Origin of the sequence: Nitrincola salilacus, assembly GCF_046271865.1 — a bacterium.
Classification (GTDB): domain Bacteria; phylum Pseudomonadota; class Gammaproteobacteria; order Pseudomonadales; family Balneatricaceae; genus Nitrincola; species Nitrincola salilacus.
Window position 1 is genome coordinate 882130 of sequence record NZ_CP176580.1, and the last position, 23401, is coordinate 905530.

At 52.1% G+C, this 23401-nt stretch carries 19 protein-coding genes and 1 pseudogene; 15 read left to right on the forward strand and 5 right to left on the reverse strand.

What is annotated here, in order from left to right:
• Nucleotides 1-451 precede the first annotated feature (451 nt).
• The 4 genes from ACK3CJ_RS04000 to typA all read right to left on the reverse strand — a co-directional run bounded on the left by ACK3CJ_RS04000 (nucleotide 452) and on the right by typA (nucleotide 4992).
• A complete protein-coding gene (locus tag ACK3CJ_RS04000) occupies nucleotides 452-1495 on the reverse strand; it encodes a hypothetical protein (RefSeq protein ID WP_409525132.1) in 1044 nt (347 codons plus the stop codon).
• A gap of 147 nt (nucleotides 1496-1642) precedes the next feature.
• Nucleotides 1643-2080, reverse strand: coding sequence for a D-aminoacyl-tRNA deacylase (gene dtd, locus ACK3CJ_RS04005; protein WP_409525133.1), 438 nt, complete (start codon nucleotides 2078-2080; stop codon nucleotides 1643-1645).
• 7 nt (nucleotides 2081-2087) lie between these two features.
• Nucleotides 2088-3038 carry a prolyl aminopeptidase gene (gene pip / locus ACK3CJ_RS04010; RefSeq protein ID WP_409525134.1) on the reverse strand — a complete coding sequence of 317 codons (951 nt, stop codon included), beginning with the start codon at nucleotides 3036-3038 and terminating at the stop codon, nucleotides 2088-2090.
• 145 nt (nucleotides 3039-3183) lie between these two features.
• Nucleotides 3184-4992, reverse strand: coding sequence for a translational GTPase TypA (typA, locus tag ACK3CJ_RS04015; RefSeq protein WP_409525135.1), 1809 nt, complete (start codon nucleotides 4990-4992; stop codon nucleotides 3184-3186).
• 405 nt (nucleotides 4993-5397) lie between these two features.
• Between typA and glnA the strand changes: the two genes are divergently transcribed.
• The 14 genes and pseudogenes from glnA (at nucleotide 5398) to ACK3CJ_RS04085 (ending at nucleotide 22177) form a co-directional block, all read left to right on the forward strand.
• On the forward strand, nucleotides 5398-6804 hold the full coding sequence (gene glnA, locus ACK3CJ_RS04020) for a glutamate--ammonia ligase (protein WP_409525136.1): 1407 nt from the start codon (nucleotides 5398-5400) through the stop codon (nucleotides 6802-6804).
• A 426-nt stretch (nucleotides 6805-7230) separates the two neighbouring features.
• Nucleotides 7231-8304, forward strand: coding sequence for a nitrogen regulation protein NR(II) (gene glnL / locus ACK3CJ_RS04025; protein ID WP_409525137.1), 1074 nt, complete (start codon nucleotides 7231-7233; stop codon nucleotides 8302-8304).
• Nucleotides 8288-9718, forward strand: coding sequence for a nitrogen regulation protein NR(I) (gene glnG / locus ACK3CJ_RS04030; RefSeq protein WP_409525138.1), 1431 nt, complete (start codon nucleotides 8288-8290; stop codon nucleotides 9716-9718). The genes glnL and glnG overlap by 17 nt, the downstream gene beginning before the upstream one ends.
• Nucleotides 9719-9805: 87 nt before the next feature.
• Nucleotides 9806-10279 (forward strand): tRNA (uridine(34)/cytosine(34)/5-carboxymethylaminomethyluridine(34)-2'-O)-methyltransferase TrmL, encoded by a 474-nt coding sequence (gene trmL / locus ACK3CJ_RS04035; protein WP_409525140.1) that lies wholly within the window; start codon nucleotides 9806-9808, stop codon nucleotides 10277-10279.
• A gap of 260 nt (nucleotides 10280-10539) precedes the next feature.
• The gene (locus ACK3CJ_RS04040) at nucleotides 10540-11742 is read left to right on the forward strand and encodes an IS4 family transposase (protein WP_409525141.1); all 1203 of its coding nucleotides are present in this window, start codon (nucleotides 10540-10542) and stop codon (nucleotides 11740-11742) included.
• Between the two features lie 457 nt (nucleotides 11743-12199).
• Nucleotides 12200-13135, forward strand: a complete 936-nt coding sequence (locus ACK3CJ_RS04045; RefSeq protein ID WP_409525142.1) for a hypothetical protein — start codon at nucleotides 12200-12202, stop codon at nucleotides 13133-13135.
• Nucleotides 13136-13621: 486 nt separating this feature from the next.
• Nucleotides 13622-14782: a group II intron reverse transcriptase/maturase gene (gene ltrA, locus ACK3CJ_RS04050; RefSeq protein ID WP_409525143.1), complete on the forward strand. Its 1161-nt coding sequence runs from the start codon at nucleotides 13622-13624 to the stop codon at nucleotides 14780-14782.
• A gap of 131 nt (nucleotides 14783-14913) precedes the next feature.
• The gene (locus tag ACK3CJ_RS04055) at nucleotides 14914-16599 is read left to right on the forward strand and encodes an IS1634 family transposase (protein WP_409522523.1); all 1686 of its coding nucleotides are present in this window, start codon (nucleotides 14914-14916) and stop codon (nucleotides 16597-16599) included.
• A gap of 391 nt (nucleotides 16600-16990) precedes the next feature.
• On the forward strand, nucleotides 16991-17365 hold the full coding sequence (locus tag ACK3CJ_RS04060) for a DUF2513 domain-containing protein (RefSeq protein ID WP_409525144.1): 375 nt from the start codon (nucleotides 16991-16993) through the stop codon (nucleotides 17363-17365).
• Between the two features lie 175 nt (nucleotides 17366-17540).
• A pseudogene (locus ACK3CJ_RS04065) lies at nucleotides 17541-18670 on the forward strand (ISAs1 family transposase).
• Between the two features lie 69 nt (nucleotides 18671-18739).
• Nucleotides 18740-19267, forward strand: coding sequence for a toll/interleukin-1 receptor domain-containing protein (locus ACK3CJ_RS04070; protein ID WP_409525146.1), 528 nt, complete (start codon nucleotides 18740-18742; stop codon nucleotides 19265-19267).
• 12 nt (nucleotides 19268-19279) lie between these two features.
• Nucleotides 19280-19765 carry a TIR domain-containing protein gene (locus ACK3CJ_RS04075; RefSeq protein WP_409525147.1) on the forward strand — a complete coding sequence of 162 codons (486 nt, stop codon included), beginning with the start codon at nucleotides 19280-19282 and terminating at the stop codon, nucleotides 19763-19765.
• 132 nt (nucleotides 19766-19897) lie between these two features.
• Nucleotides 19898-20497, forward strand: coding sequence for a TIR domain-containing protein (locus ACK3CJ_RS04080; RefSeq protein ID WP_409525148.1), 600 nt, complete (start codon nucleotides 19898-19900; stop codon nucleotides 20495-20497).
• 63 nt (nucleotides 20498-20560) lie between these two features.
• Nucleotides 20561-22177 (forward strand): CBASS cGAMP-activated phospholipase, encoded by a 1617-nt coding sequence (locus ACK3CJ_RS04085; RefSeq protein WP_409525149.1) that lies wholly within the window; start codon nucleotides 20561-20563, stop codon nucleotides 22175-22177.
• Nucleotides 22178-22403: 226 nt separating this feature from the next.
• Here ACK3CJ_RS04085 and ACK3CJ_RS04090 read toward each other — a convergent pair whose 3' ends face one another.
• Nucleotides 22404-22538: a hypothetical protein gene (locus ACK3CJ_RS04090; protein WP_409525150.1), complete on the reverse strand. Its 135-nt coding sequence runs from the start codon at nucleotides 22536-22538 to the stop codon at nucleotides 22404-22406.
• A gap of 164 nt (nucleotides 22539-22702) precedes the next feature.
• Here ACK3CJ_RS04090 and ACK3CJ_RS04095 point away from each other — a divergent pair, with 164 nt between their 5' ends.
• Entirely contained in the window at nucleotides 22703-23401 is a 699-nt protein-coding gene (locus ACK3CJ_RS04095; protein ID WP_409525151.1) for a toll/interleukin-1 receptor domain-containing protein, read from the forward strand.

Below are 23401 nucleotides of genomic sequence, written 5' to 3' on the forward strand. Positions count from 1 at the left end.
ATATAGCCACATATCGATTATGGAGAATATAAGAAGAATGGCTGCACAAAGTCCAGTGCACCTGGCGAAGAAACGATCAATTGGTTTTATGTAGGGCTGAATAAGTGTTATACACAAGAAAACTGAGTGCTCTTTATTGCCTGAGTTTTGCTCAGATTTTATCTTTTTTGCTATGGATCTACGTGATGAGGCTAACGCATCGAAATAAAATATAATATTTAAGTAATGTAAAGTTGGTGGCTCTATTCCGTCACGTTTCATCTCTCGATTAATTCTAAAAATAGAGTAAAAAATTGAAACAAGCATTGTGAAAAAGGCGATCACTCCTGGAATTCCGGCTGCCAATATGATGAAATCTTCAGAAAAATTGCTTCGCAAAGAGTCAGATAATCGTACAAAATAGTCAACCATGAATAGAAACCTTGGGAGTTGTATTAAATAGCGTCATGATTCAAAACCTAACAAGGCCGTCATACAGCTTAACACCAAATTTTTCACCGGCTGATCCTCCGGCCTGTGATCCAAGGTAAGCCGCCCCCGCGATAACAACCACAATACAGCCAAGAAGAGCCCAACCTATTGGACCTGCTCCTGCCAATGCCAGTAGTGCAGATTGGCCTCCAACAGCACTTATTGCACCCCAAGAAGCCGCAACTCCCCCCACAGCCCCTAAACCAAACCCAACAATCTGCTTTGCACTTTCACGATGCCAGTTTCCATCAGCATTACTCACGCTTTTTACCTTGCCAGCTCTGATAGAAGCGTCAGCAGCCAAAGATAATGGAGTGGCGGCTTTCGACATGAACTGAGAGAAGCTTTTCAGCCGATTTGCCTGAAACAGGTCGGATACAAAAATGCGTGAGTCGGACTTAAGGCGACCACGGTTGCGACTGGCCAGAGTGATGCCTCGATTGGCATTATTGATTGCTCCGCCACGGTTTTTAGTGCGCATGATCACTGGGGAGAGCTGGGTCATTGCGCTTCTGTGTTCGCTCATCAGCACATCGTAGGCTTGGATTGCATTGCGCCTTGCAACGGCATCCCTGGCGCCTGCGCCCGGCATACCAGCTGCGGCAGGTTTTTGCACAGCGATGAGGGCATTTTCGTAGTTCACCAAGGCTTTGTGAAAATTCGAAAGGTTTTGGTATTTGGCCTTGAAGGCCGGTCCTGAAGCACCTATCAGGCTGACTACTCCGTTGAGCTCCTCTTCAGTCAGGTACTTTTCCCAGAACTCGGCTTCACGGTGCAGCTCTTCACCTTCAGCTGCCGCTGCCCGCATTAACCAGCCACGCTCATGAATAGCCTGTTGATTAAGCGTACGGACAATCGACGGTGCATAGGGTTCTGCTATATCCAGTGTAAAAGCCTGGCCTTCATAGACACGACCGTTTGCCCCTATGCTATTCACTCGGGAAAACTCTGTGAGTAGTTCGTCGTCAGCTTCTATCAGGTCAGAAATGTGGCATGCGTGGGAATTGAAATAGACGGTAGGCATGTTAATGTCCTTATTAAAAAATCATCCTTCAGGGCGGTCCGGCCCTTGTTTGCGCAAAAGAGTACTGGCTTTTGTTATAGGGATCAAGGGGAGGCTACTGGGCTCTGTCGTTTCCTGTCTCATCCAACACTTCACCCATGCAGCACTTCACCCCTCCAGCATAAAAGTCACCGGCCCATCATTAGTCAGGCTGACCTGCATGTTGGCACCGAAGCTGCCGCAGGCAACCACCGGATGAATGGCGCGAGCCTGTTCAAGGAAATAGTTGTACAGACGCTCACCTTCGGCAGGTGTGGCGCCGGAGGAGAAGCCGGGGCGCAGGCCTTTGCGGGTATCGGCAACCAGGGTGAACTGAGAGACGACCAGCAGGCCCCCACCGACCTGCTGCAGATTCAGGTTCATCTTGCCCTCTGCATCCGAGAAAATGCGATAGTTGAGCACTTTCTGCAGCAGTTTATCGGCACTGGCTTCATTATCGATCCGCTCCACACCGAGCAGCAGCAGAATCCCCTGATCTATCTCGCCGATGCGCTGGCCGTCGACATCCACGGCGGCACTGCTCACGCGCTGAATCAATCCCTTCATATCGCTGTCATGCGCTCCATTCTGCAAATTTATCGGTAGTGTGTATCAGGTTGTCGATAATACCGGGTTCAAATGCAGAGTGGCCAGCATCGCGGACGATATGCAGCTCGGCCTGAGGTAGTAATTGATAGAGTTCATACGCTTGTTTTATCGGGCAGACCATATCATAACGGCCATGTACGATGACTGTAGGAATGTCATGGATCCGCGCTGTGTCGTGCAGGATCTGATTCGTCTCGATAAAGGCCTTGTTGACAAAGTAGTGTGCCTCGATGCGCGCCATGGCCAGGGCGAAGTGCGGGTTGGCAAAATGCTCGGCCACATCCTGATTGGGGTTGAGAGTCGAGCAGCGCCCCTCCCAGACCGACCAGGCTTTTGCTGCTGACATGCGGGCTATCTCATTGTTGGATGTCAGCCTGCGGTGGAAGGCGTTGAGCAGATCGTCATGCTCCTCGGGTGGAATGGGGTGCAGATAATCCTGCCAGTAATCGGGAAAAATCGCACTGGCTCCGGATTGATAAAACCAGTTGATATCCTCATCACGGCACAGAAAAATCCCACGCAGAATCATGCCCAGCACGCGCTCAGGGTGCGCCTGGGCGTAGAGCAGGCTCAGTGTTGAGCCCCAGGAGCCACCAAACAGAAACCATTGTTCCACCGAGAGCAGGTCACGGATTTTTTCCATATCCTCAATCAGATGTGCGGTGGTGTTATCGATCAGGCTGGCATGGGGTGTGGATTGGCCGCAGCCACGCTGATCAAACAGAATGATGCGGTAGCGATCCGGGTTGAAGAAGCGGCGATGATTAGGTGAGGTTCCGCCTCCCGGCCCGCCATGGACAAACAGTACCGGAATGCCATTGGGATTGCCGGACTCCTCTATATAGAGGTTATGGCCAGAGCCGACAGCCAGTTGATAACTTTTATTGCACTGAATCTCTGGATAAAGGGTGCGCATCGGCTTTCCTTTGATGAGGGAATCAGCCAACAGTATATCACCGCTGAAAGGCATAAATAGGGGGGGTGAATGGGGGGGGAGCCCAGAAATGACAAAGGCGCTGCCGGAGAGTATCCGACAGCGCCTTTGCAGGGTAGCTCAGCGATTACTTCTTGTTACGCTTGCGCTCATTCTCTTTCAGGAACTTCTTGCGGATGCGGATGCTGTTAGGTGTCACTTCGACCAGCTCGTCATCTTCAATAAAGTCCAGTGCCTGTTCCAGCGAGAAGCGGATAGGCGGTGTCAGGACGATGTTCTCATCGGTACCGGAGGCACGTACGTTGGTCAGCTGTTTGCCCTTGGTGGGGTTAACCACCAGGTCGTTGTTACGGCTGTGGATACCGATAACCATGCCTTCGTAGACTTCGATGTTAGGGTCGACGAACAGACGTCCGCGCTCCTGCAGAGTGAACAGGGCATAACCCAGCACTTTACCGTTGACCATGGAAACCAGCACGCCATTCTGACGATTGCCCAGTTCACCCGCCTTGACCGGACCATAGTGGTCAAAGATCGAGGTCATGATGCCGGTACCGGATGTCATGGTCAGGAACTGGCTGCGGAAGCCGATCAGGCCACGTGAAGGGATCATGAAGGTAATGCGTACACGACCCTTACCATCCACTTCCATATTGGTCATGTCGCCTTTACGCTTGCCCAGATCCTCAATGACGGATCCCTGATGATGCTCTTCAACATCCAGCATGACCAGTTCATAAGGCTCGTGAATGACGCCATCCACTTCTTTCTGAATAACTTCTGGACGTGATACGCCGATCTCATAACCTTCGCGGCGCATGGACTCGATCAGAACCGACAGATGCAGTTCGCCACGACCGGATACCTTGAATTTCTCAGGGCTGTCACCCTGCTGAACGCGCAGTGCAACGTTGTGCACCAGTTCGCGCTCGAGACGATCCTTGATATTACGGCTGGTAATGAACTTGCCTTCTTTACCTGCAAAAGGTGAGTCATTGACCTGGAATGTCATGGAAACGGTCGGTTCGTCTACTGCCAGTGCCGGCAGTGCTTCAACCGTATTCGGATCGCACAGCGTATCGGATATGTTCAGCTTATCCAGACCGGTGACACAAACGATATCGCCTGCCTGGGCATCAGTGACTTCAATACGCTCCAGACCATGGTAGCCCATGACCTGCAACACGCGGCCTGAACGCAGACCTGCATGGCTGTCAACGATCTTCACCTGAGTGTTGGGCGTCAGACGGCCACGTGTGATACGACCGATACCGATAACGCCGACATAGCTGTTGTAGTCCAGTGCAGAGATCTGCATCTGCAGCGGGCCGTCGGGATCAACATGAGGCGCATCAACGTGTTCGATAATCGCTTCAAGCAGCGGTGTCATGTCTTCGCTCATGTTCTCAACATCCAGGCCTGCAATGCCATTCAGGGCAGAGGCGTAGATGATGGGGAAATCGAGCTGTTCATCAGTGGCGCCGAGGTTGTCGAAAAGATCAAAGACCTGATCAACGACCCAATCAGGGCGAGCACCGGGGCGGTCAACCTTGTTGATGACCACAATCGGGTGCAGGCCTCTGGCGAAAGCTTTCTGGGTCACGAAGCGAGTCTGTGGCATTGGGCCATCAACCGCATCGACCAGCAGCAGAACAGAGTCCACCATGGAGAGAACACGTTCAACTTCGCCACCGAAGTCAGCATGCCCCGGAGTGTCTACGATATTGATACGGTAGTCATGCCAGAGAATAGAGGTGTTTTTGGCCAGAATCGTGATACCACGCTCGCGCTCCTGGTCATTGGAGTCCATGACACGCTCTTGCCCTTCATCGCGACGATGCAGAGTACCTGACTGTTGTAGAAGTTTATCGACGAGTGTAGTTTTGCCATGATCGACGTGGGCGATGATGGCGATATTTCTTAGGTTCTGGATCACGCGCTCTACCTGGGGTCCTGTTTCGAAGGCCAACATTATACGGGACACGCGGTCAACAATCGATCACTAAAGCACTTGCTTGTCAATTATATTCTTGTCGCTCCAGGATAGGGCAGGAAAATGTGGTTTGGTATAAGCTGGTGATCAGCAATTGGGAGTTATGGAGAGCAAATTTTCTATATCGCACTGATTTGGTGCGCTCAAAAGCTGTGATGAAACATTATGGTGCACCATGAAATGGCTTGGCCCCGTAATGGGTCCCTGAAATCAAGGTGGTCAGCACTTATTTGGTGCTGGCACGGTGTTTGCTTAGTAAAAAGACAAGAGGAAGGCAAGTCGTTGCAACCGGTTTGAAGTGCCAGATCGGACTTCCGGACAACAATTCATTCAAGTGGAGAGAGTCGTATGTCAGAGCATACTCTGAATCTGATTAAAGAAAGCGGTGCAAAGTGGGTCGACATGCGTTTTACCGATTTTAAAGGTAAAGAGCAGCACGTCACTATTCCGGTATCTGATATGGGTGATTCCTTCTTTGAAGAAGGAAAAATGTTTGATGGCTCTTCAATCGCCGGTTGGAAGGGTATCAACGAATCCGACATGATCCTGATGCCTGACGACAGTGCAACAATCCTGGATCCTTTCTGCGAAGCGCCTACTGTTATCGTTCGCTGCAACATCGTTGAGCCAGCTACCGGTCAGGGTTATGACCGTGACCCACGCTCTGTTGCTCTGCGTGCTGAGCAGTACCTGAAATCTACTGGTATCGCTGATACAGCGATGCTTGGCCCTGAGCCAGAGTTCTTCGTATTTGACGAAGTTAACTGGCATGCGGATATCGGTGGCTGTGGTTACACCATCTCCTCCGAAGAAGCTTCCTGGGCATCCAGCCACAAAATTGAAGGTGGCAACACCGGTCACCGTCCACGTGTAAAAGGTGGTTACTTCCCAGTTCCACCAATCGACTCTCTGCATGATCTGCGTGCGGCGATGTGCGACGCGATGGAAGCGATGGGTCTGACCATCGAAGTTCACCACCACGAAGTAGCGACTGCTGGTCAGTGCGAAATCGGTGTGCGTGGCAACACGTTGGTGAAGAAAGCTGACGAAGTACAGATTCTGAAATATGCCGTACACAACGTTGCTCATGCTTATGGCAAAACAGCTACCTTCATGCCTAAGCCGCTGGTAGGCGACAATGGTTCAGGTATGCATGTTCACCTGTCCATGAACAAAGATGGCGTCAACATCTTTGCCGGTGACGGCTACGGTGGTCTGAGCGAAACAGCTCTGTACTATATCGGTGGTATCGTAAAACATGCCAAGGCGCTGAACGCCCTTTGCAACCCTTCTACCAACTCTTACAAGCGTCTGGTACCAGGCTTTGAAGCACCAGTCATGCTGGCTTACTCTGCCCGTAACCGTTCAGCGTCTCTGCGTATTCCTTACACCACTACGCCTAAAGCACGTCGTGTGGAAGCGCGTTTCCCTGATCCAGCTGCCAACCCTTACCTGTGCTTTGCCGGACTGCTGATGGCGGGTATCGACGGTATCCAGAACAAGATTCACCCTGGCGACCCAGCTGACAAGGATCTTTACGATCTGCCAGCTGAAGAAGCCAAGCTGATCCCGACTGTTGCATCAAGCCTGACTGAAGCACTGGATTGTCTGGAAGCAGATCACGAGTTCCTGACCAAGGGCGGCGTGTTCTCCAAGGATATGCTGGATGCTTACATCAAGCTGAAACGTGCTGATGTTGAGCGTGTCAACATGACCACTCACCCAGTCGAATTCGACCTGTACTACTCAGTTTAAGAGGCCTGCAGGCGATATCAAAAAACCTCCTCCGGGAGGTTTTTTTGTCTTGGGGGTAATGACCCTCTCCTCTGGGCTTTGCAGAGAGTAGCCCTGCAAGTAGTAGCCCTGCAAGAGTGCAGAGGAGAGGGCGGGTTATCTGATTGATTAAAAATCATATTTTTGTTGGATGCACGCTAATTGTGAGTTATGCACTATAATGGTGCATAGTGAATGTCCTTTTTTGGTGTGATGCTGCATAGGTGCCTGCCAGAGACTACGTCAGCATACTGCAGAGCTACCCCAACACTACGCCAGCACTAACGCCATAGCCCTGTCATGCCAGTTTCAGGCTGGTTTCAGGTCAGTTTCAGGCTAGTTGAGCCCGATAGTGAGTTGTGGCCTCTATTTTGCAAGATCAGTAACAAGAGATCGGAGAGTGGGTGAATGTTTCGTCACGATGTAAGTCGCCAGATACTGGAAAACCTGACCACAGCCGTACTGTTGCTGGATCAGCAGTTGTGTATTCAGTACATGAACCCGGCTGCCGAGATGTTGCTGGAGGCCTCTTCGCGGCGCCTGTTGAACCGGCCCTTTGAAGAGTGGTTGTCACCCTGCAAGGAGGATCTGGAGGTGTTGCGTGAGTCTTTCCGTACCGGGCATCCCTACAGCAAGCGTGAAGCCAGACTGATCACTCAGGCAGGGCAGGAGCTGATCGTGGATTACAGCGTTAACCCCATGTCCCACAAGGGATTGCTGTTGGAGATTCAGGCCAGAGATCGTCTGATGCGCATCGAACGCGAAGAGGAACTGCTGACCCGACATGCCACGGCGCGTTCACTGGTTCGCGGACTGGCGCATGAGATCAAGAATCCGCTGGGCGGAATTCGGGGTGCGGCGCAACTGCTGGAGCGGGAGCTGGATAACGAGGAGCTGCACGATTACACCCGCGTTATCATCGACGAAGCGGATCGCCTGCGCAATCTGGTGGATCGTCTGCTGGGTCCGCACAAGCTGCCGCGCATTGAGGACGTCAATATCCATGCGTTGCTGGAGCGGGTTTGCAGCCTGGTCAGTGCCGAATCGGGCAGCACGTTGGTGTTCCTGCGCGATTATGATCCCAGTATTCCTGAGTTCAGGGGTGATAAAGAGCAGTTGATCCAGGCGATTCTGAATATCGTGCGCAACGCCATGGAGGCGCTGCAGGGAGCCGCAACACCGGATCCGCAGATCATGATCAGAACCCGTGCGCTGCGACAGATCACGCTGGGCAGCGAGAAACACCGCCTGGTCTGTTCAGTCGAGATTATCGACAACGGACCCGGTATACCACCCGATCTGGTGAACTCAATTTTTTATCCAATGGTCACGGGGCGTGCCGATGGATCAGGGCTTGGCCTGTCGATAGCACAGGCGATCATCAATCAGCATAAAGGGCTGATCGAATGCTCATCAGAGCCTGGGCAAACCCGTTTCCAATTACTAATTCCACTGGAGCAAAAGTATGAAAACGCCGGGTAATGTCTGGATTGTGGATGATGACCGATCGATCCGATGGGTGCTGGACAAGGCCCTCAGTTCTGCCGGTATTCAGGCCTCAGCGTTTGAAAGTGCAGACGAGCTGATTAAACGTCTGGAGCGGGAACAGCCGGACGCCATCGTCAGTGATATCAGAATGCCGGGTACCGATGGCCTGCAACTGCTGGAGCATATTCAGGGACTCTATCCGGATATGCCGATCATCATCATGACCGCCCATTCGGATCTCGACAGCGCCGTGGCCTCCTATCGCGGTGGCGCCTTTGAGTACCTGCCCAAGCCCTTTGATGTCGATGATGCCGTGGCACTGGTGCGCAGAGCACTGGAACATGCCTATGAGCGGCGCCAGAAAACCCCGGATCAGGAAAATCCCGACACCGCCGAGATCATCGGTGAAGCCCCTGCCATGCAGGAGGTGTTCCGGGCGATCGGTCGGCTGTCGCAGTCCAATATTACCGTGCTGATCAATGGTGATTCCGGTACGGGAAAGGAGTTGGTGGCACATGCGCTGCATCGGCACAGCCCACGTGCCAGCAAACCCTTCATCCCGTTGAACATGGCCGCCATTCCACGTGATCTGATTGAGTCTGAGCTGTTCGGGCATGAGAAGGGTGCCTTTACCGGTGCTGCCGCTGCAAGGCGGGGTCGCTTCGAACAGTCCGACGGTGGCACGCTGTTTCTGGATGAGATCGGTGATATGCCAGCCGAAACCCAGACCCGCCTGCTGCGTGTACTGGCAGATGGCGAGTTCTATCGGGTCGGTGGGCATACACCGGTCAAGGTGGATGTGCGAATCATCGCTGCCACCCATCAGAACCTGGAACAACTGGTGCGGGAAGGGCGCTTTCGTGAAGACCTTTTTCATCGGCTTAACGTCATCCGTATCCATATTCCAAAGCTGTCGCAGCGGCGTGAAGATATCCCACGGCTGGCGCGCTACTTTCTGGCGCGCTCTGCCGAAGAGCTTAATGTCGAGCCGAAGATGCTCAAGTCCGAGACGGAAGCCTTCCTCTGTGAACTGCCGTGGCAGGGGAATGTGCGGCAGTTGGAGAATACCTGTCGCTGGCTGACGGTGATGGCATCAGGGCGCGAAGTGCTGGTGTCTGATCTGCCACCGGAGCTGCTGGAGCAGCAGGAGAGTGGCAGTGTGGTCAGTGGCAGTTGGGAGCAACTGTTGCGTCATTGGGCCGATCAGCAGCTGTCACGCGGGCGTGTCTCGATTCTGGATGAGGCGGTGCCGCAGTTTGAGCGGGCGATGATTGAGGTTGCGCTGAAACATACGGCAGGCCGACGACGCGATGCGGCGCAGTTGCTGGGCTGGGGACGCAATACCCTGACCCGCAAGATCAAGGAATTGAACCTTGATGAAGTGATGGCCGATGAGGATGATGATTAACACGGCTGCGCACAGATCGTTATAATGGGCCCCCTTCAGGCTACAACTGTTGCCTGAATCACCGAATCTGCCTGGGAGCCCTGTAGCATGCTGCATGTCGTGTTGTTTGAGCCGGAGATACCGCCCAATACCGGTAACATCATCCGTTTGTGTGCCAACACCGGCTTTCATCTGCACCTGATTCGCCCGCTCGGCTTCGAGCTGGATGACAAGCGCCTACGGCGTGCCGGACTTGATTATCACGAGTGGGCCAGGGTCAAGGTGCATGACGATCTGGACCAATGCATCGCCAGTGTGGCGCCCGGGCAGGTCTGGGCGCTGACCACGCATGCCACCACCCGCTATACTGATGCCCGCTTTACCCCCGGCGATATGCTGCTGTTCGGCCCGGAAACCCGCGGATTACCCCCAGCCGTGCGTGAGCAGCACAGTGGTTTGCGCCTGCCGATGTGTGCCGACAGTCGTAGCCTCAACCTTTCTAATGCCTGTGCCATCGTGGTGTATGAAGCCTGGCGGCAGCTTGATTTTGCTGGTGCGATGGGTACCGATGGGTCTGAATAAAGCAGATAGTAGGATTGCACATACAAAAAGTATGTATTAGATTCAGATAACAAACAGGACGTAGTCAAGTGTGATGGAGCACCGTCGGGGCGGTAGCGTGTTTTTCGGTTGAAAAGTCGAAGTGCCACCGACCCGTGCCAGGCACCGGGTGCGCCTATCCGGGGTCGACGTAAACCCGTCCATGGGGCCTAGACCCAATACTGTTTAGTTAACGATTTTGTGTCAAAATGTCCGCTATGTTTCCAAGAAAGGGGATGAGCATGGCGAGAACGAAAGCAGAGTTGTCGACGGGCGCCAGGTTGGCCGATTACCTGACAGTAGGCTTTCTGGCGATGAACTGTCCGGTAGAGAGGGTTCGGGAAGCTCTGTCGGCACACGGTGTTCACAGCCAGCGCCGGCGCGGCTTGCCGCACGAAGTGCTGGTGTACTTTGTGATGGCGATGGTGCTGTACGGCAACGTCGCTTACGAGGAAGTGCTTCGCCTGGTCATCGAGGGGTTGCGCCAGTTGCTCGGTGATGACTCACTGGCGAAGGCGACGGTCACTAAAGGCGCTATTTCCCAAGCGCGAGGAAAAGTCGGTGTCGCGCCGTTGCGCGATCTGTATTACGAGCAGGTCCAGCCCCATGGGCCAGCGGATATGCCGGGTGTGTGTTACCGGGGGCTGCGGGTCATGGCACTGGACGGTTCCACGCTCGACATGCCCGATGAGAAAGGCAATGCTGCCTACTTTGGTTACCCGGGAGCTTCCCGGGGCAGCAGCGCCTTTCCGAAGCTGCGCTTTGTCGCCATGGCCGAATGTGGCACCCACATGCTGTGTTACGCCAATCCCGGCCCTTACGGCAGTGACGAGCGCAGTTTGGCAGGAGCGGTTATCGATCAAGCGAACCCCTCCATGTTAGTGACGGCGGACAGAAATTTTTATAGCTACGCTTTCTGGCAACGCGGATGCGCCACCGGGGCCAAGCTGCTATTCCGCGTTAAGAGCAGCCTGCTTCTGCCGCGTGAACAGGAACTACCTGATGGTTCTTACCTGACGACCCTGTATCCGGGTGATAAAGCGCGACGGCGCAAGACGGAGGGCGTTCAGGTGCGGGTTATCGAATACGCCCTGGAAGGTATTCCCGATCAGGAACCGTTGTACCGATTGATTACTAACTGGCACGATAGCGAGGAGGCGCCAGCGCTGGCGCTGGCCGCCTTGTACCACCGCCGTTGGACCATCGAGCAGGCCTTTGACGAATTCAAAGTGCATCTCGCAGAGCGTGCGGTCATATTGCGCAGCAAGCGACCGGATTTGGTTGAGCAAGAGTTCTATGCGCTACTGATTGCGCATGCGGCGGTGAGGCGGTTGATGACGCAGGCCGCGACGACCACAGCCCAAGCCGCGGAGGATTTATCGTTTATCCACGCGGTGCGGGTGTTGAGGCGCCGCCTGCCGGCTTCCGGCTCCATTCCCCCCTAAGCAGCGCCAGGCATGGCTCAACAGCTTGCTGAAGGAGATATCTAGCGGGCGAGCAGTGACCAGCCGTGGCCGACGGAACCCGCGCGGAGTAAAGCGGAAGATGGGTAATTTCCCTATCCGCAAACGGGGAGATCCACTGCACCAGCCTTGTGATCCGGTGCCAGTGGTGATATTTAACTAAACAGTATTGGGCCTAGACCGCAACATCCCTGTTGCGGACTCCCCCTGATAGTCACTCCCGGTACCTGACACTCAGTTGGGTGGGTAGCCTGATATTTGAGTTACCTGATTGTTTGATTGGGTGAGCTCTGTAATTATAATTTATTCATTTAAAACATATGGTTATGTTTTGGTTGCGAATTATTGGGTGTCGAATAAAGTATACCTTCTAAATATTTATTCTGAGGTCGTAGACCTCATTAACGAACTGTTGGGCAACTGCCAAGGAGGCGCATCGATGACATTTGGTGAAATACTTTCTCCGATTACCGCACTCTTCAGGGTTGTGCTATCGATCTTTGGGATAGGCTCAAGCCATCCTTACAAGCGCCTTGAAGCCCGTCTTGTTATGCGCGGGATTGTTTCTGAATTGCCTGACGACATTCCATTCCATGTGTGCGACGAAAGCGGCACTCGCCACAAAGGTATTTATGCAATCGGTCTCTTGATTTGGAACAGAGGCAATCAACCCATTACTCATGCTGATCTAATCCCGTCAGCTCCACTTGAAGTTAAGGTTGGTGCTGACGCTAGCCTTGTTGGCGCACGAACGATACCTGTAGAGGACCAAACGGTCTGTTCGGCCACCATCACCACCCCGAACACCCTTTCAATTACTTTCGATTGTATAAATCCCAAAGAGTACTTGGTGCTCCCTCTCTTCGTGACCGGTAACCCAATGGCGGAAGTACAAATAACCGGAAGGATAGTTGGTCAAGAAATCCCAATCGATCACACGGCAGAGGAAGTAAGGGCCTCCATTGGAGAGCGGCTCTCGGCCCTCTTCTTGCTAATACTCATTGCGAATACGCTTCCAGGCTTCCTAATTGGTGGTTGGTTCATTTTGAAGGACTATGGCCTTTCTATTCTTCGAACCAACCCAGATAGCATTCCTACATATCTGATGCTGCCTTTCGGCATGGGAGCAATGCTGATCTTTATGTTCGTATTTTCTCGCGCAATGTATTGGAACGAGCGGAGAAAATTTCCAGAAGGCTACCCTCTATATGCCGATCTTGAGCCTCCTTTTCTTGAGAACATTGGTGGAATGATCCGAACTGTTTTCCAAGGCAAGAAGCAGAGAGTATCGGTTTCTCTATTTGATTGGGGTGAGCCAATACTGATGCCAAGCAAGAAGGTCAAGAGGCGTACCGTCGATGATTGGATTCAGTAGCTTTAGCCTTCCGTTGCCCAACCCATCATTCCACCGGACCTGCGCGAAAAGCCGCGCAGGCCGCTGAATTCAAACGTGTGTGCCAGGCATGGCACTTAACTAGCGAGGTGGAAGTCCTCGTACCAGGTATTCGCAGAGCCGAAGGTTAGCCAAAGGGCAAGGTTGTGATCGTGAGGTCATGGCTGGAGGAAGCCCAAGGCAAAATCGCGGGGCGATGAACAAGAACCGGATATGAGGTGTGATCTAGGCGGGGCCAGCGGGCACGTGACTGTTAAGCCCTCCATCTGCAACGGGCCTAGGTTTTATAAATTCGGCGTCTACGCGAGGAAAGTTAAGTGCCTTACCCTGGGAGATCTGCACTGTGTTGATGGACCAACTGACGTCAAAGCAATTCGGCGTGATCGCAATGCAGAAGTCAGCAGAGGGCATAGTAAATGAGACTCTTGCTCATTGAAGGCCCGAACATTTCTGGTATGGACTGATTGAATGAGAACGGATAATGCACCTGACCCACTCGATAAACGAGCATCACACTCTGTGATGGGTGAAATCCGTGCTGCTGAAAATCCTGTTCAATTACCAATCATTGAAAGCTCATTGATGGAGCAAGTACTTGATAGGAACAATCTGGTACGAGCTTTACAACAAGTGAAACGCAACAAGGGTGCGGCGGGCATTGATGGTATGACGACGGATCAACTGTCGACCTACCTCCATACCCACTGGCCTGAACTCAGGGAGCGCCTGACCAGTGGTAAATACTCGCCACAAGCGGTTAGGCGGGTTGAAATCCCTAAGGCTGACGGGAAGCTTCGCAAGTTGGGTATACCGACGGTCATTGATCGCCTTATCCAACAAGCCATTGCGCAAGTTATTAGCCAGCTCTGGGAACCGACCTTCCACCCCAACAGTTATGGCTTCAGACCACGGCGCAGTGCACACCAAGCCATCCGGCATGCACAAACAGTAATAGTGCAAGGTAAACACTGGGTCGTGGATCTGGATCTAGAAGCATTCTTTGATACCGTCAACCATGACCGGTTGATGTACCGTCTGGGAATGAAAATACAAGATCAAACACTGCTGAAGCTGATCAGGAAATACCTGAAAAGTCCCGTGCAGAAAGACCAGCAATTAACGGCGAGTAAGGAGGGCGTCCCACAGGGTGGCCCGTTATCGCCAGTACTGGCTAATATTGTATTGGACGAGCTTGACTGGGAGCTGGAACAAAGAGGGCATTGCTTCAGCCGATACGCTGACGACTGTCAGATATTTGCTGGAAGCCAGCGATCAGCTGAGCGCATTAAAACGAGTGTGCAGCGATTTATCGAACGACGCCTCCGGCTCAGGGTTAATAACGATAAGAGCGCAGTAGACCGTCCTTGGAAACGGAGCTTTCTGGGGTTTACGGTTAGCCCACGACGCGATCACCGTATTAAAGTGGCTGATAAAGCCATTGTTAAACTTAAAGAACGTGTCAGGGCGTTAAGCCGCCGAACGAGAGGCCATAACCTGTTGCATGTTATCGCAGACTTGAAGAAATACCTGCTTGGTTGGAAAGCGTACTTTGGCATCGCTGAGGTACTGAGCCCGCTGCGTGACATAGACAAATGGATCACCCGAGTTCGACAGTTATCCACTGAATAACCCCTGTTTTCCTGTACCGACACCAGTAATCATGCGGGTTTAGGTGTTGATATTTTCAAATGCCATGTAATGGCATGTCTGTGGATAACTATTTCCTTTTAATAGTGCTTTAAAATTGATATAGTCATGGCATGTTTGTCAAAGTCACTACATCCGGTCCCCGCAAATACGTTCAGCTCGTGGAAGCCTATCGAGACGAGAACGGCCGCCCGAAGCAACGTACGATTGCCACACTGGGGCGGCTGGACAAGCTCGGCGACGAGCTGGAGTCCGTTGTCGAAGGACTCTGCCGTATCACGGGTCGCTCACTACCCGATAAGCCCGACGTTGCGTTCGAGTCATCCCGTGCGCTCGGCGACGTCTGGGCGTTGACTCAGCTCTGGAATGCCCTGGGCTTTGATCAGTTACGCAAGGTCTTTCGGGGTACCCGGCACAGCATCCAGATTGAGTCGCTGATCCGCATCATGGTCATGAACCGGCTGACCTCACCCGACTCCAAACTGGGCGTCCTGCGCTGGCTGGAGACCGTGTGCATACCGGGTGTCAGCGGTATGGACAAGATCGATCATCAACACCTGCTGCGCGCCATGGATGCGCTCAATGAGCATCAGGCTGCGGTAAATGACAAAGTAACAGAGCTGCTGCGGCCCTTGATTGATCAGGAGTTGTCTGTTGTATTTTACGACATGACCACGATTCGAGCAGAAGGTCTGACACAACAGGCGAACGAGTTGCGTCAATATGGACGCTCCAAAGAGGGCGGCATCCGGCGTCAGGTCATGCTGGGTATGGTCCAGACTGCGGATGGCTTGCCGCTGTACCACGAAGTGTTCGAAGGTAACACCGCCGAGGTCAAAACCCTGCAGCCCACGGTGCAGACCATCATTGAGCGCTTTCCGGTTAAACGTATTATCGTGGTGGCTGACCGTGGCTTACTGTCGATCGATAACCTGGAAGAGCTGCAACAGATCACCCTGCCCAGCGGCCAGCCACTGGAGTTCATTCTGGCCGTGCCGGGGCGGCGATACGGCGACTTTGAACCGATACTGGAACCGCTGCAGAGCAGCGTGTTCGCCGACGCCACCGCAGAAGTGATCACAGAATCCAAATGGCAGAAACAACGCCTGATCATTGCTCATGATCCCCGACGGGCGGCGGATGAAATTGCCACCCGTGATGCGCGAATCGAAGCGCTTGAGCAGGAAGCGGAACGGCTTGCCGCCAAGCTGGATCGACAGGATGAGGGCGAGAAAGCGCGTGGCCGCAAGCTCTCAGGCGGTGGGGCCACGGCCCGTCTGTATAAAGAAGTCAGCGAGTCTGGCTTGGCAAAGATCGTTAAAGTCAATCTGAAGAGTCCACTGTTCAGCTATGATGTGGATGCTTCTGCCTTGCAGCAAGCGCGCCTGATGGATGGCAAACTGCTGCTGGTCACCAACGTGCAGGATCTGGCGCCTGACGAAGTGGTCAGACACTACAAGTCGCTGGCGGATATCGAGCGTGGCTTCAAGGCGTTGAAATCAGACATTGAGATCGGGCCGGTGTACCACCGGTTACCGGAACGTATCCGGGCACATGCGATGATCTGCTTCATTGCGCTGGTCCTGCATAGAGTGATGCGGATGCGCCTCAAGGCAGCAGACTCAGCGCACTCACCGATGAGAGCCCTGGCGCAGTTGCGTCGTATCCAGTATCACCAGGCAAGCCTGAATGGCAGCCCTGTCACAGGTCTCTCATCCATGACGAGTGAGCAGTTGGATATACTCAAAGCACTGAACATCGAAAAACCGACGGTTAGCACTGATTATCTGAGTTTGTAGTGGAACGTTTTTGATCGCGATCTATATAAATCAGTTACTTATACGCTGAACTGTTGAACTCGGGGGATCAGGCGGAAATTGCGTTGCTATATCTGGAAGCAATGGGGTCGTAGTGGGTACCGCAAACTACGTCATTTAGGGGTAGATCGCTGGACGGCGTGGAATACGGCTAAATCTGCTCACGGACCCTGGCGCTTAAGCAAAAGCCCCGCGCTTTACAGGGCGTTGTCGAACAGATATTTTGCCAACTTGGGGCTGCCATCATTGGCGGCATGAGGGACAATGAGGAAATGAACCGCCGTGGTACGTGACCCGTATGCCCGGTGGTGTGGGAGGAGGGGCATTGTGAGGTGCCTCCCTATCCCGATTATACGTTGTCGGAGGGGGCAAATTGAAAAGGGACCTTGATCTTATTAGAGATATTCTTCTCGTTGCAGAGGAAGCAAAGCCAGAGCAGCGAGTCGGTCTGAAGGACTTCGAAGAGTTATATTCAGACAGACTTGAAGAGGTTTCCGAACATGTCCAACTACTTGATCGAGCTGGACTTCTGGATGCTACTATATCAAAAGCTGTCAGCATTAAAGGGCCACGAGCATTTGTCATCAATAGGATAGAGTGGGCGGGCCACGATTATCTGGGTGCAGTTCGAGATCCTGGCATTTGGGCCAAGACTCAACAACATCTTAAGAGTGTTGGCGGTAGCGCAACTCTGGAAATAGTTAAGGCGGTTGCGGTAAAAATCATTTCTCAGACTCTGGGCGTGTAGCTGTATAGCTTTACGTATAACCCATATGAGCCCCACGGAGTCAATTGGTAAAGCAGGGAAATATCATGCAACCCCTTGCTATCACTGGCTTTCATCCGAACTCAAATACAAGGTAATTGGTGTCAATCGACAAAATATGCTCTGATGCGGATACAACGACACATCAGGTATCCCTATGAATCCACAAGACTTACTCAGCCATTTTTCAATTCTTAATGACTATCGCCAGGACTGGAAAGTGGAACATAAGCTTTCAGATGTGCTGTTGCTGACAGTCTGTGCGTCATCGCGGGCGCAGAGGGCTGGGAAGAGATCGCTGATTTTGGCGATACACACCTTGAATGGCTGAAGTGTTATGGTGATTTTGATAACGGTATCCCGAGCCACAATACGATTGCACGCGTGATAGGTCGCCTCAATCCCAGCCAGATGCAAAGCTGCTTTTCACAATGGATGCAGAGCTGTCACACCCTGACAGAGGGCAGCATCATAGCGATTGATGGCAAGACCCTGCGGAGTTCTTACGACAAGAGTCGGCGGCGCGGAGCCATTCATATGATCAGTGCCTTCTGTGTCGAAAATGGTATGGTGATGGGGCAGCTGAAAACAGCTGAGAAGTCGAATGAGATTACGGCGATACCGGAATTGTTAAAGCTGTTGGAAATCCGTGGATGCCTCGTAACCCTGGACGTCATGGGGTGTCAAAGGGCTATCGCCAAGGCGATTGTGGATAAAGAGGCGGACTATCTGTTAGCGGTTAAAGGTAACCAGCCTCGCCTGGAAAAGGCGTTCAAAGACCTTTTTCCGATGCATCGCCTAGTTGATTATGATGGTGATTATTACAGCACCGCCGAGACCAGCCATGGCCGAAAAGAAACCCGCCTGTATGTGGTGAGCGAACTGTTTGATGACTTCGTCAACCTGTCATTTGACTGGCCCGGCATGAAGAGTGTGGGCGTGGCCATCTCTTTCCGACAGGAAGGTGAAACCATCCCGGATCATGCCCAGATTCACTACTACATCAGCTCAGAAGTTTTAACAGCGGAGCGTTTTGCGCAGGCGGTACGCCAGCATTGGCACATTGAGAGTAAATTGCACTGGTGTCTGGATGTTGGATTTAAAGAGGATGCCTGTCGGATACGTCGAGAAGATGCGGCCAAGAATCTGGCAGCGATCAGACACATTGCGATGAACTTCTTGACGAGTGAGAAAACCTTCAAGGCAGGTATTCAGCGCAAACGAAAGAAGGCAGCAATGAGTTGGGAGTATCTGTCGCAAGTCTTAGAGACATGCGGGGTTTCATGATATTTCCGTGCACCTCGTGGGGAATCATTATGTCTAGGTGCCCGAGTACTATGAATTAAAGGAGTAGGAATGGCCATTAAAACAAGGGACTTACGATCAGCATCTAATCGCTCGGGAAGAGTTGTTGTAGCTAAATCGCTTAATGAAGCTTTAGCTAAAAATAAGCAAACGGCCTTTTTATGCCACAGTCATAAAGACCATGAGCTAGCTAAAGGTCTTCAAGTTCTAATGAAAGAAAATGGATGGGACTTGTACATTGACTGGGAAGATAGCGAAATGCCGAGCACTCCCAACAAGGAAACTGCAAACATAATTAAGGCAAAAATATACTCTACAGACTGGTTCTTTTTTTTAGCAACGGACAATTCCAATCAATCACGCTGGTGTCCTTGGGAAATTGGTTTTGCAGATTCAGCAAAAGGATACGAAAAGATATTAATTATTCCAACAGAAGATGATTACGGAACTTGGTATGGAAACGAATATCTTCAGCTGTATAAGAAGATAGATGAAGGAAACAATAAACAGACGGGCAAGACTGGTTATGCTGTGTTTGATGCAGGTACGAATTATGGAACTTGGGTAGAAAATCTATAAAGGAAACTAAAAATGGCTAAAATTCCTGTTTTTTATAGCTTTCATTTTGATAACGACGTAATGAGAGTCCAACAAATACGTAATATTGGTAGTATTGAGGGTAATCCACCTACCACTCCAAATGAATGGGAAAAACTAAAGCGAACTGGTAACAAAGCAGTAGAGGACTGGATCGATCAAAATATGAAATACAAACGATGTATTATTGTTTTGATTGGTAGCGAAACTGCTTCAAGACCATGGGTAGAACATGAAATCATCAAGGCATGGAATGACGGAAAAGCTCTGTTAGGTATTCATATTCATAACCTAAAGTGCCCTAGAAACGGAACTAGCAGGAAGGGAAAAAATCCGTTTGATCTCATCAAATTCAATGGTGGCAGTGCAATGTCAAGCGTCGTACCTTGTTATGATCCTAGTTCTTCCAATGCTTACCAAGACATTGCAAACAATATCTCAAACTGGATTGATCACGCCATTCAAAATAAGGCAAATTGAGCTTGCTCATCAATACATTGAATTAAATTAAAAAACAACAAATAATTGACGGGCACTTACGGCACATTTCACAGTAAACTGTAGTCGCTGCGGAGTGAGTGGTATTTTCAGTGAAACGAATTGGAGCAAAGTATGGCGCGAAAAACTTTTTTTTCCTTCCATTATCAGGAAGACGTATGGCGAGTCTGGAATGTCAGAAATTGCTGGGTCGTCAGCAAGGATCAGGTGGCGGAAGGGTTCTATGACAGCAGTGTATTTGAAGCTTCTAAGAAGGAAAGTGATGAAGCGCTCAAGACCTTCCTTCGTAATGGCCTCAAGAATACTTCAGTGACGTGTGTGCTTTCTGGCCAGTACACAGCTTCTAGGCGATGGGTACGTTACGAGATCGTGCGCAGCGTATTGAAGGGCAATGGGCTACTCACGGTCGATATCCATGGCGTAGAAAATAACGCGAAGGAGCTTGGAGTGAAAGGCACAGATCCACTGGCTGAAGTGGGTGTCTATCTCGCCAACGGCAAGATTTATTTCGCGGAGCTCAAGGACGATAAATGGGTGAAGTACTCGGACTACACCTTAGCAATCCCTGCCTCTGATCTTTGGTTTGACGCCCCTACCAGCAACACGGTTATTAAGCTATCCAAGCACTGCATGAGATACGACTTCGCGGCTCAAAAAGGTCGGGAAAACATCGCAGGCTGGATCGAAACCGCAGCTGCCTTGGCCGGTCGTTAACAACACACCCCTAGACGTACTAGCCGACAGAACTCGACATTTCAGATCACTCAGGTATTACACATGGCAGTCACGCAGCGTCTGGCCGGCGTCAGGGTTCACCTGTCCGGGTCGAACAAAGAATTGCAAGCAGACATCGCTGATTTCGTAAAGAAATTCGCAGCGAAAGTCTTCAGTGAAGGGGGCTCTATTGTCCATGGGAGCCATCCTTCGTTTACTGAACCACTGCGGAAAGCTGCAGAGGATTTCATCCAGGCAGGTGGGAGCAAGGGCGCGCTTACCCTAGTGCGGGCGAAGAGCTACTCAACCGACCAGTACACTGCTGAAATTGAAGAACAAAGAACATTCGCTTCTGTAGAGATCGTGCCTACAGATAACAGCGATGGCCCGGCTGCAGAAGGCCTGACCCCAATGCGTGATTGGATGGCTGATCGTTCCGACGCCGTCATCTGCGTCGGTGGTGCATGGTGGGACGTTAATAAAGCAAAAGCAGGCGTTCCCAATGAGCTGGATACGATGCTTGAACTCGGAAAGCCAGGCTTTATCGTCGCTGGCTTTGGCGGGGCTATCGCAGGCTATCTCAAAGAAGATCCTTCGTTGTTATCTCGTCTGCGAAACGGGCTAGCTCAAGAGGCGAATGCGACCATTGCCAACAGTACATCGGTTGACCAAGTCGTAGGGCTGATCGTCGACCAACTGAAGAACCTACCGCTTACTCGCCGTAACGTCTCGCGCGGCCGAAACTTCCGCATCTTGGCGCTTGACGGAGGAGGGCTCAGAGGTACCTTCACCGCGGCAGTCTTGGCCAAGTGGGACGACATGCTGAAGGCCGGTGGTGGGAACGACCTCATTTCTCACTTCGACCTAGTGGCCGGCACATCCACGGGAGCTATCTTGGCTATTGGGCTCGCCATGGGCTTGAAGCCACGTGAAATCCTTGAGTTTTACGAGAAAAAGGGGCCCCAGATTTTTCCGAAGGATCGGAAACTGCGGCACTGGCTCAAATCCAAGCATGACTCAGCCACACTTCGGGGCCTGCTGACAGCGGTTTACGGGGACAAAACGTTGGAAGCAGATTCCCGCTGCCGCCTGGTGATTCCCACTGTGAGGGCCAAGCAAGGTCAGGCAGAGGCGATCGTCACCCCGCATAGCCCAGATCGAACCGCTTACCGAGATATTTCAGCCGTCGATGCTGCACTGGCTTCCTCCGCTGCACCTACCTATTTTGATGAAGCTACCTTCGATGGGCCTATCGCGCTGGAGACGTTTCTGGATGGAGGTGTCTGGGCCAATAACCCCATCCTCCCGGCGTTGGCGGAAGCGGTTCGATACTTGAAAATCCCTTTAGACAGGATTGATGTACTGAGCATTGGCACTCTCAGTAGCGAAAGCGACTTCATTGAGCAGCTAGGAAAGGGCAAGGCAGGTTGGGCACCTCATAGCGTCGATCTCTTTTTCGCCGCCCAAGAGCATGGTACTTTGGCACTAGCAGAAAGTTTCCTAGGCCCGACACGTCATGTGCGCGTTAATCAGCAAACCCCTGTCGAAATCAAAATGGATGACGCCGAGGCTATCCAGGAAATGGTACAACGTGGCAATGAGGCTGGCAAAGCGCACTTTGCTGAAGTGCGCTCCAGATTCTTTGACGGCCAACATGTTGATCCGTGGGAGCGGTTTTGAGAATGCACGGGCGCTTGGGAGATAGTCTCGCGGCCCCAGTTTGGTTACTAGCGTTTAAGCGAAACTGATAACGAGGATGTCATGTCATTCATCTATCATCTTGCTGTCCTGGGTGCACCCTCGGCTGAGCAAATTTCTGAGCTTGAAAAGGCTGTAGCAGAGGCGGTTTCTAGGTTTGGCTTGAGGTTGGGCCAAGAGATTGGCTGGGAGGTAGTTCCTGTTGAGTTCACTCCTCATCAGCAACGATCGGCTGCCGTTGTATTTTTTGGCGGTGTAGACGCAGATCACCCCAGTCTACCAGACTTGCTGCGGGGCGGTGTTCCTGTTGTCCCAGTAGTGCCTGACCTAGGTCGAGTTGCAACGGAAGTCCCGGAAATCCTTCGGCCATTGAATTGTTTGTCGTACGCAAATGGTGGGGCGAAACGGGTAGCCACTGCTCTATTGGAATGTGCAGGTTTGCTTCCGAAGCAACGTCGGGTATTTGTCAGTTATCGACGGGACGAGGCTAGGCAGGCGGCTCTGCAGATGTTCGACGCGCTCTCTGTCAGGCATTTCGACGTTTTCCTGGATACCCATAGCATCGCACCGGCAGAAGATTTTCAGACCATGCTGTGGCATCGGCTTTGTGATTCTGACGTGTTGTTGATGCTCGACACGCCTGACTATTTCAACAGTCGATGGACGGCAGCCGAGTTCGGAAGGGCGCTTGCCAAGGGCATCAGCGTTCTTCGAGTAGGGTGGCCTGAAGCCCAGCGCTCCGAGCGCTTGGCAACTGCAAGCCTCGCTGAGCTTGATGCGAGCGAGCTAGATGTCACATCTGGGCGGATTAGTGATCACGCGATTGATCGTATCTGTCTTCAGCTTGAGGAAGTCCGTAGCAAAAGTCATGCGGTGAGAACCGTTAACCTAGTTAGCAATCTGCGAATAGGTATTGAGGCCATAGGTGGCGAGGTGATTGGCATGAGTGTCGGGCGCGGGATTCGAGTACGTCTTCCCGATGATCAGATGGTTATGGTCTACCCAACGGTGGGTGTGCCGACCTCGACAACAATGCACGAAGCTTCAATGAACTCCCCTGACGAATCTGTGGCTATACTCTATGACCATGTAGGCCTACACCCCCAATGGCTGAGTCACTTGGATTGGCTGGGCCAATACATCCAAGCGACGCGCTGGGTTAAGGCTTACGAGGCGGGCTGGCAATTTGCAGACTGGAGGGCATAG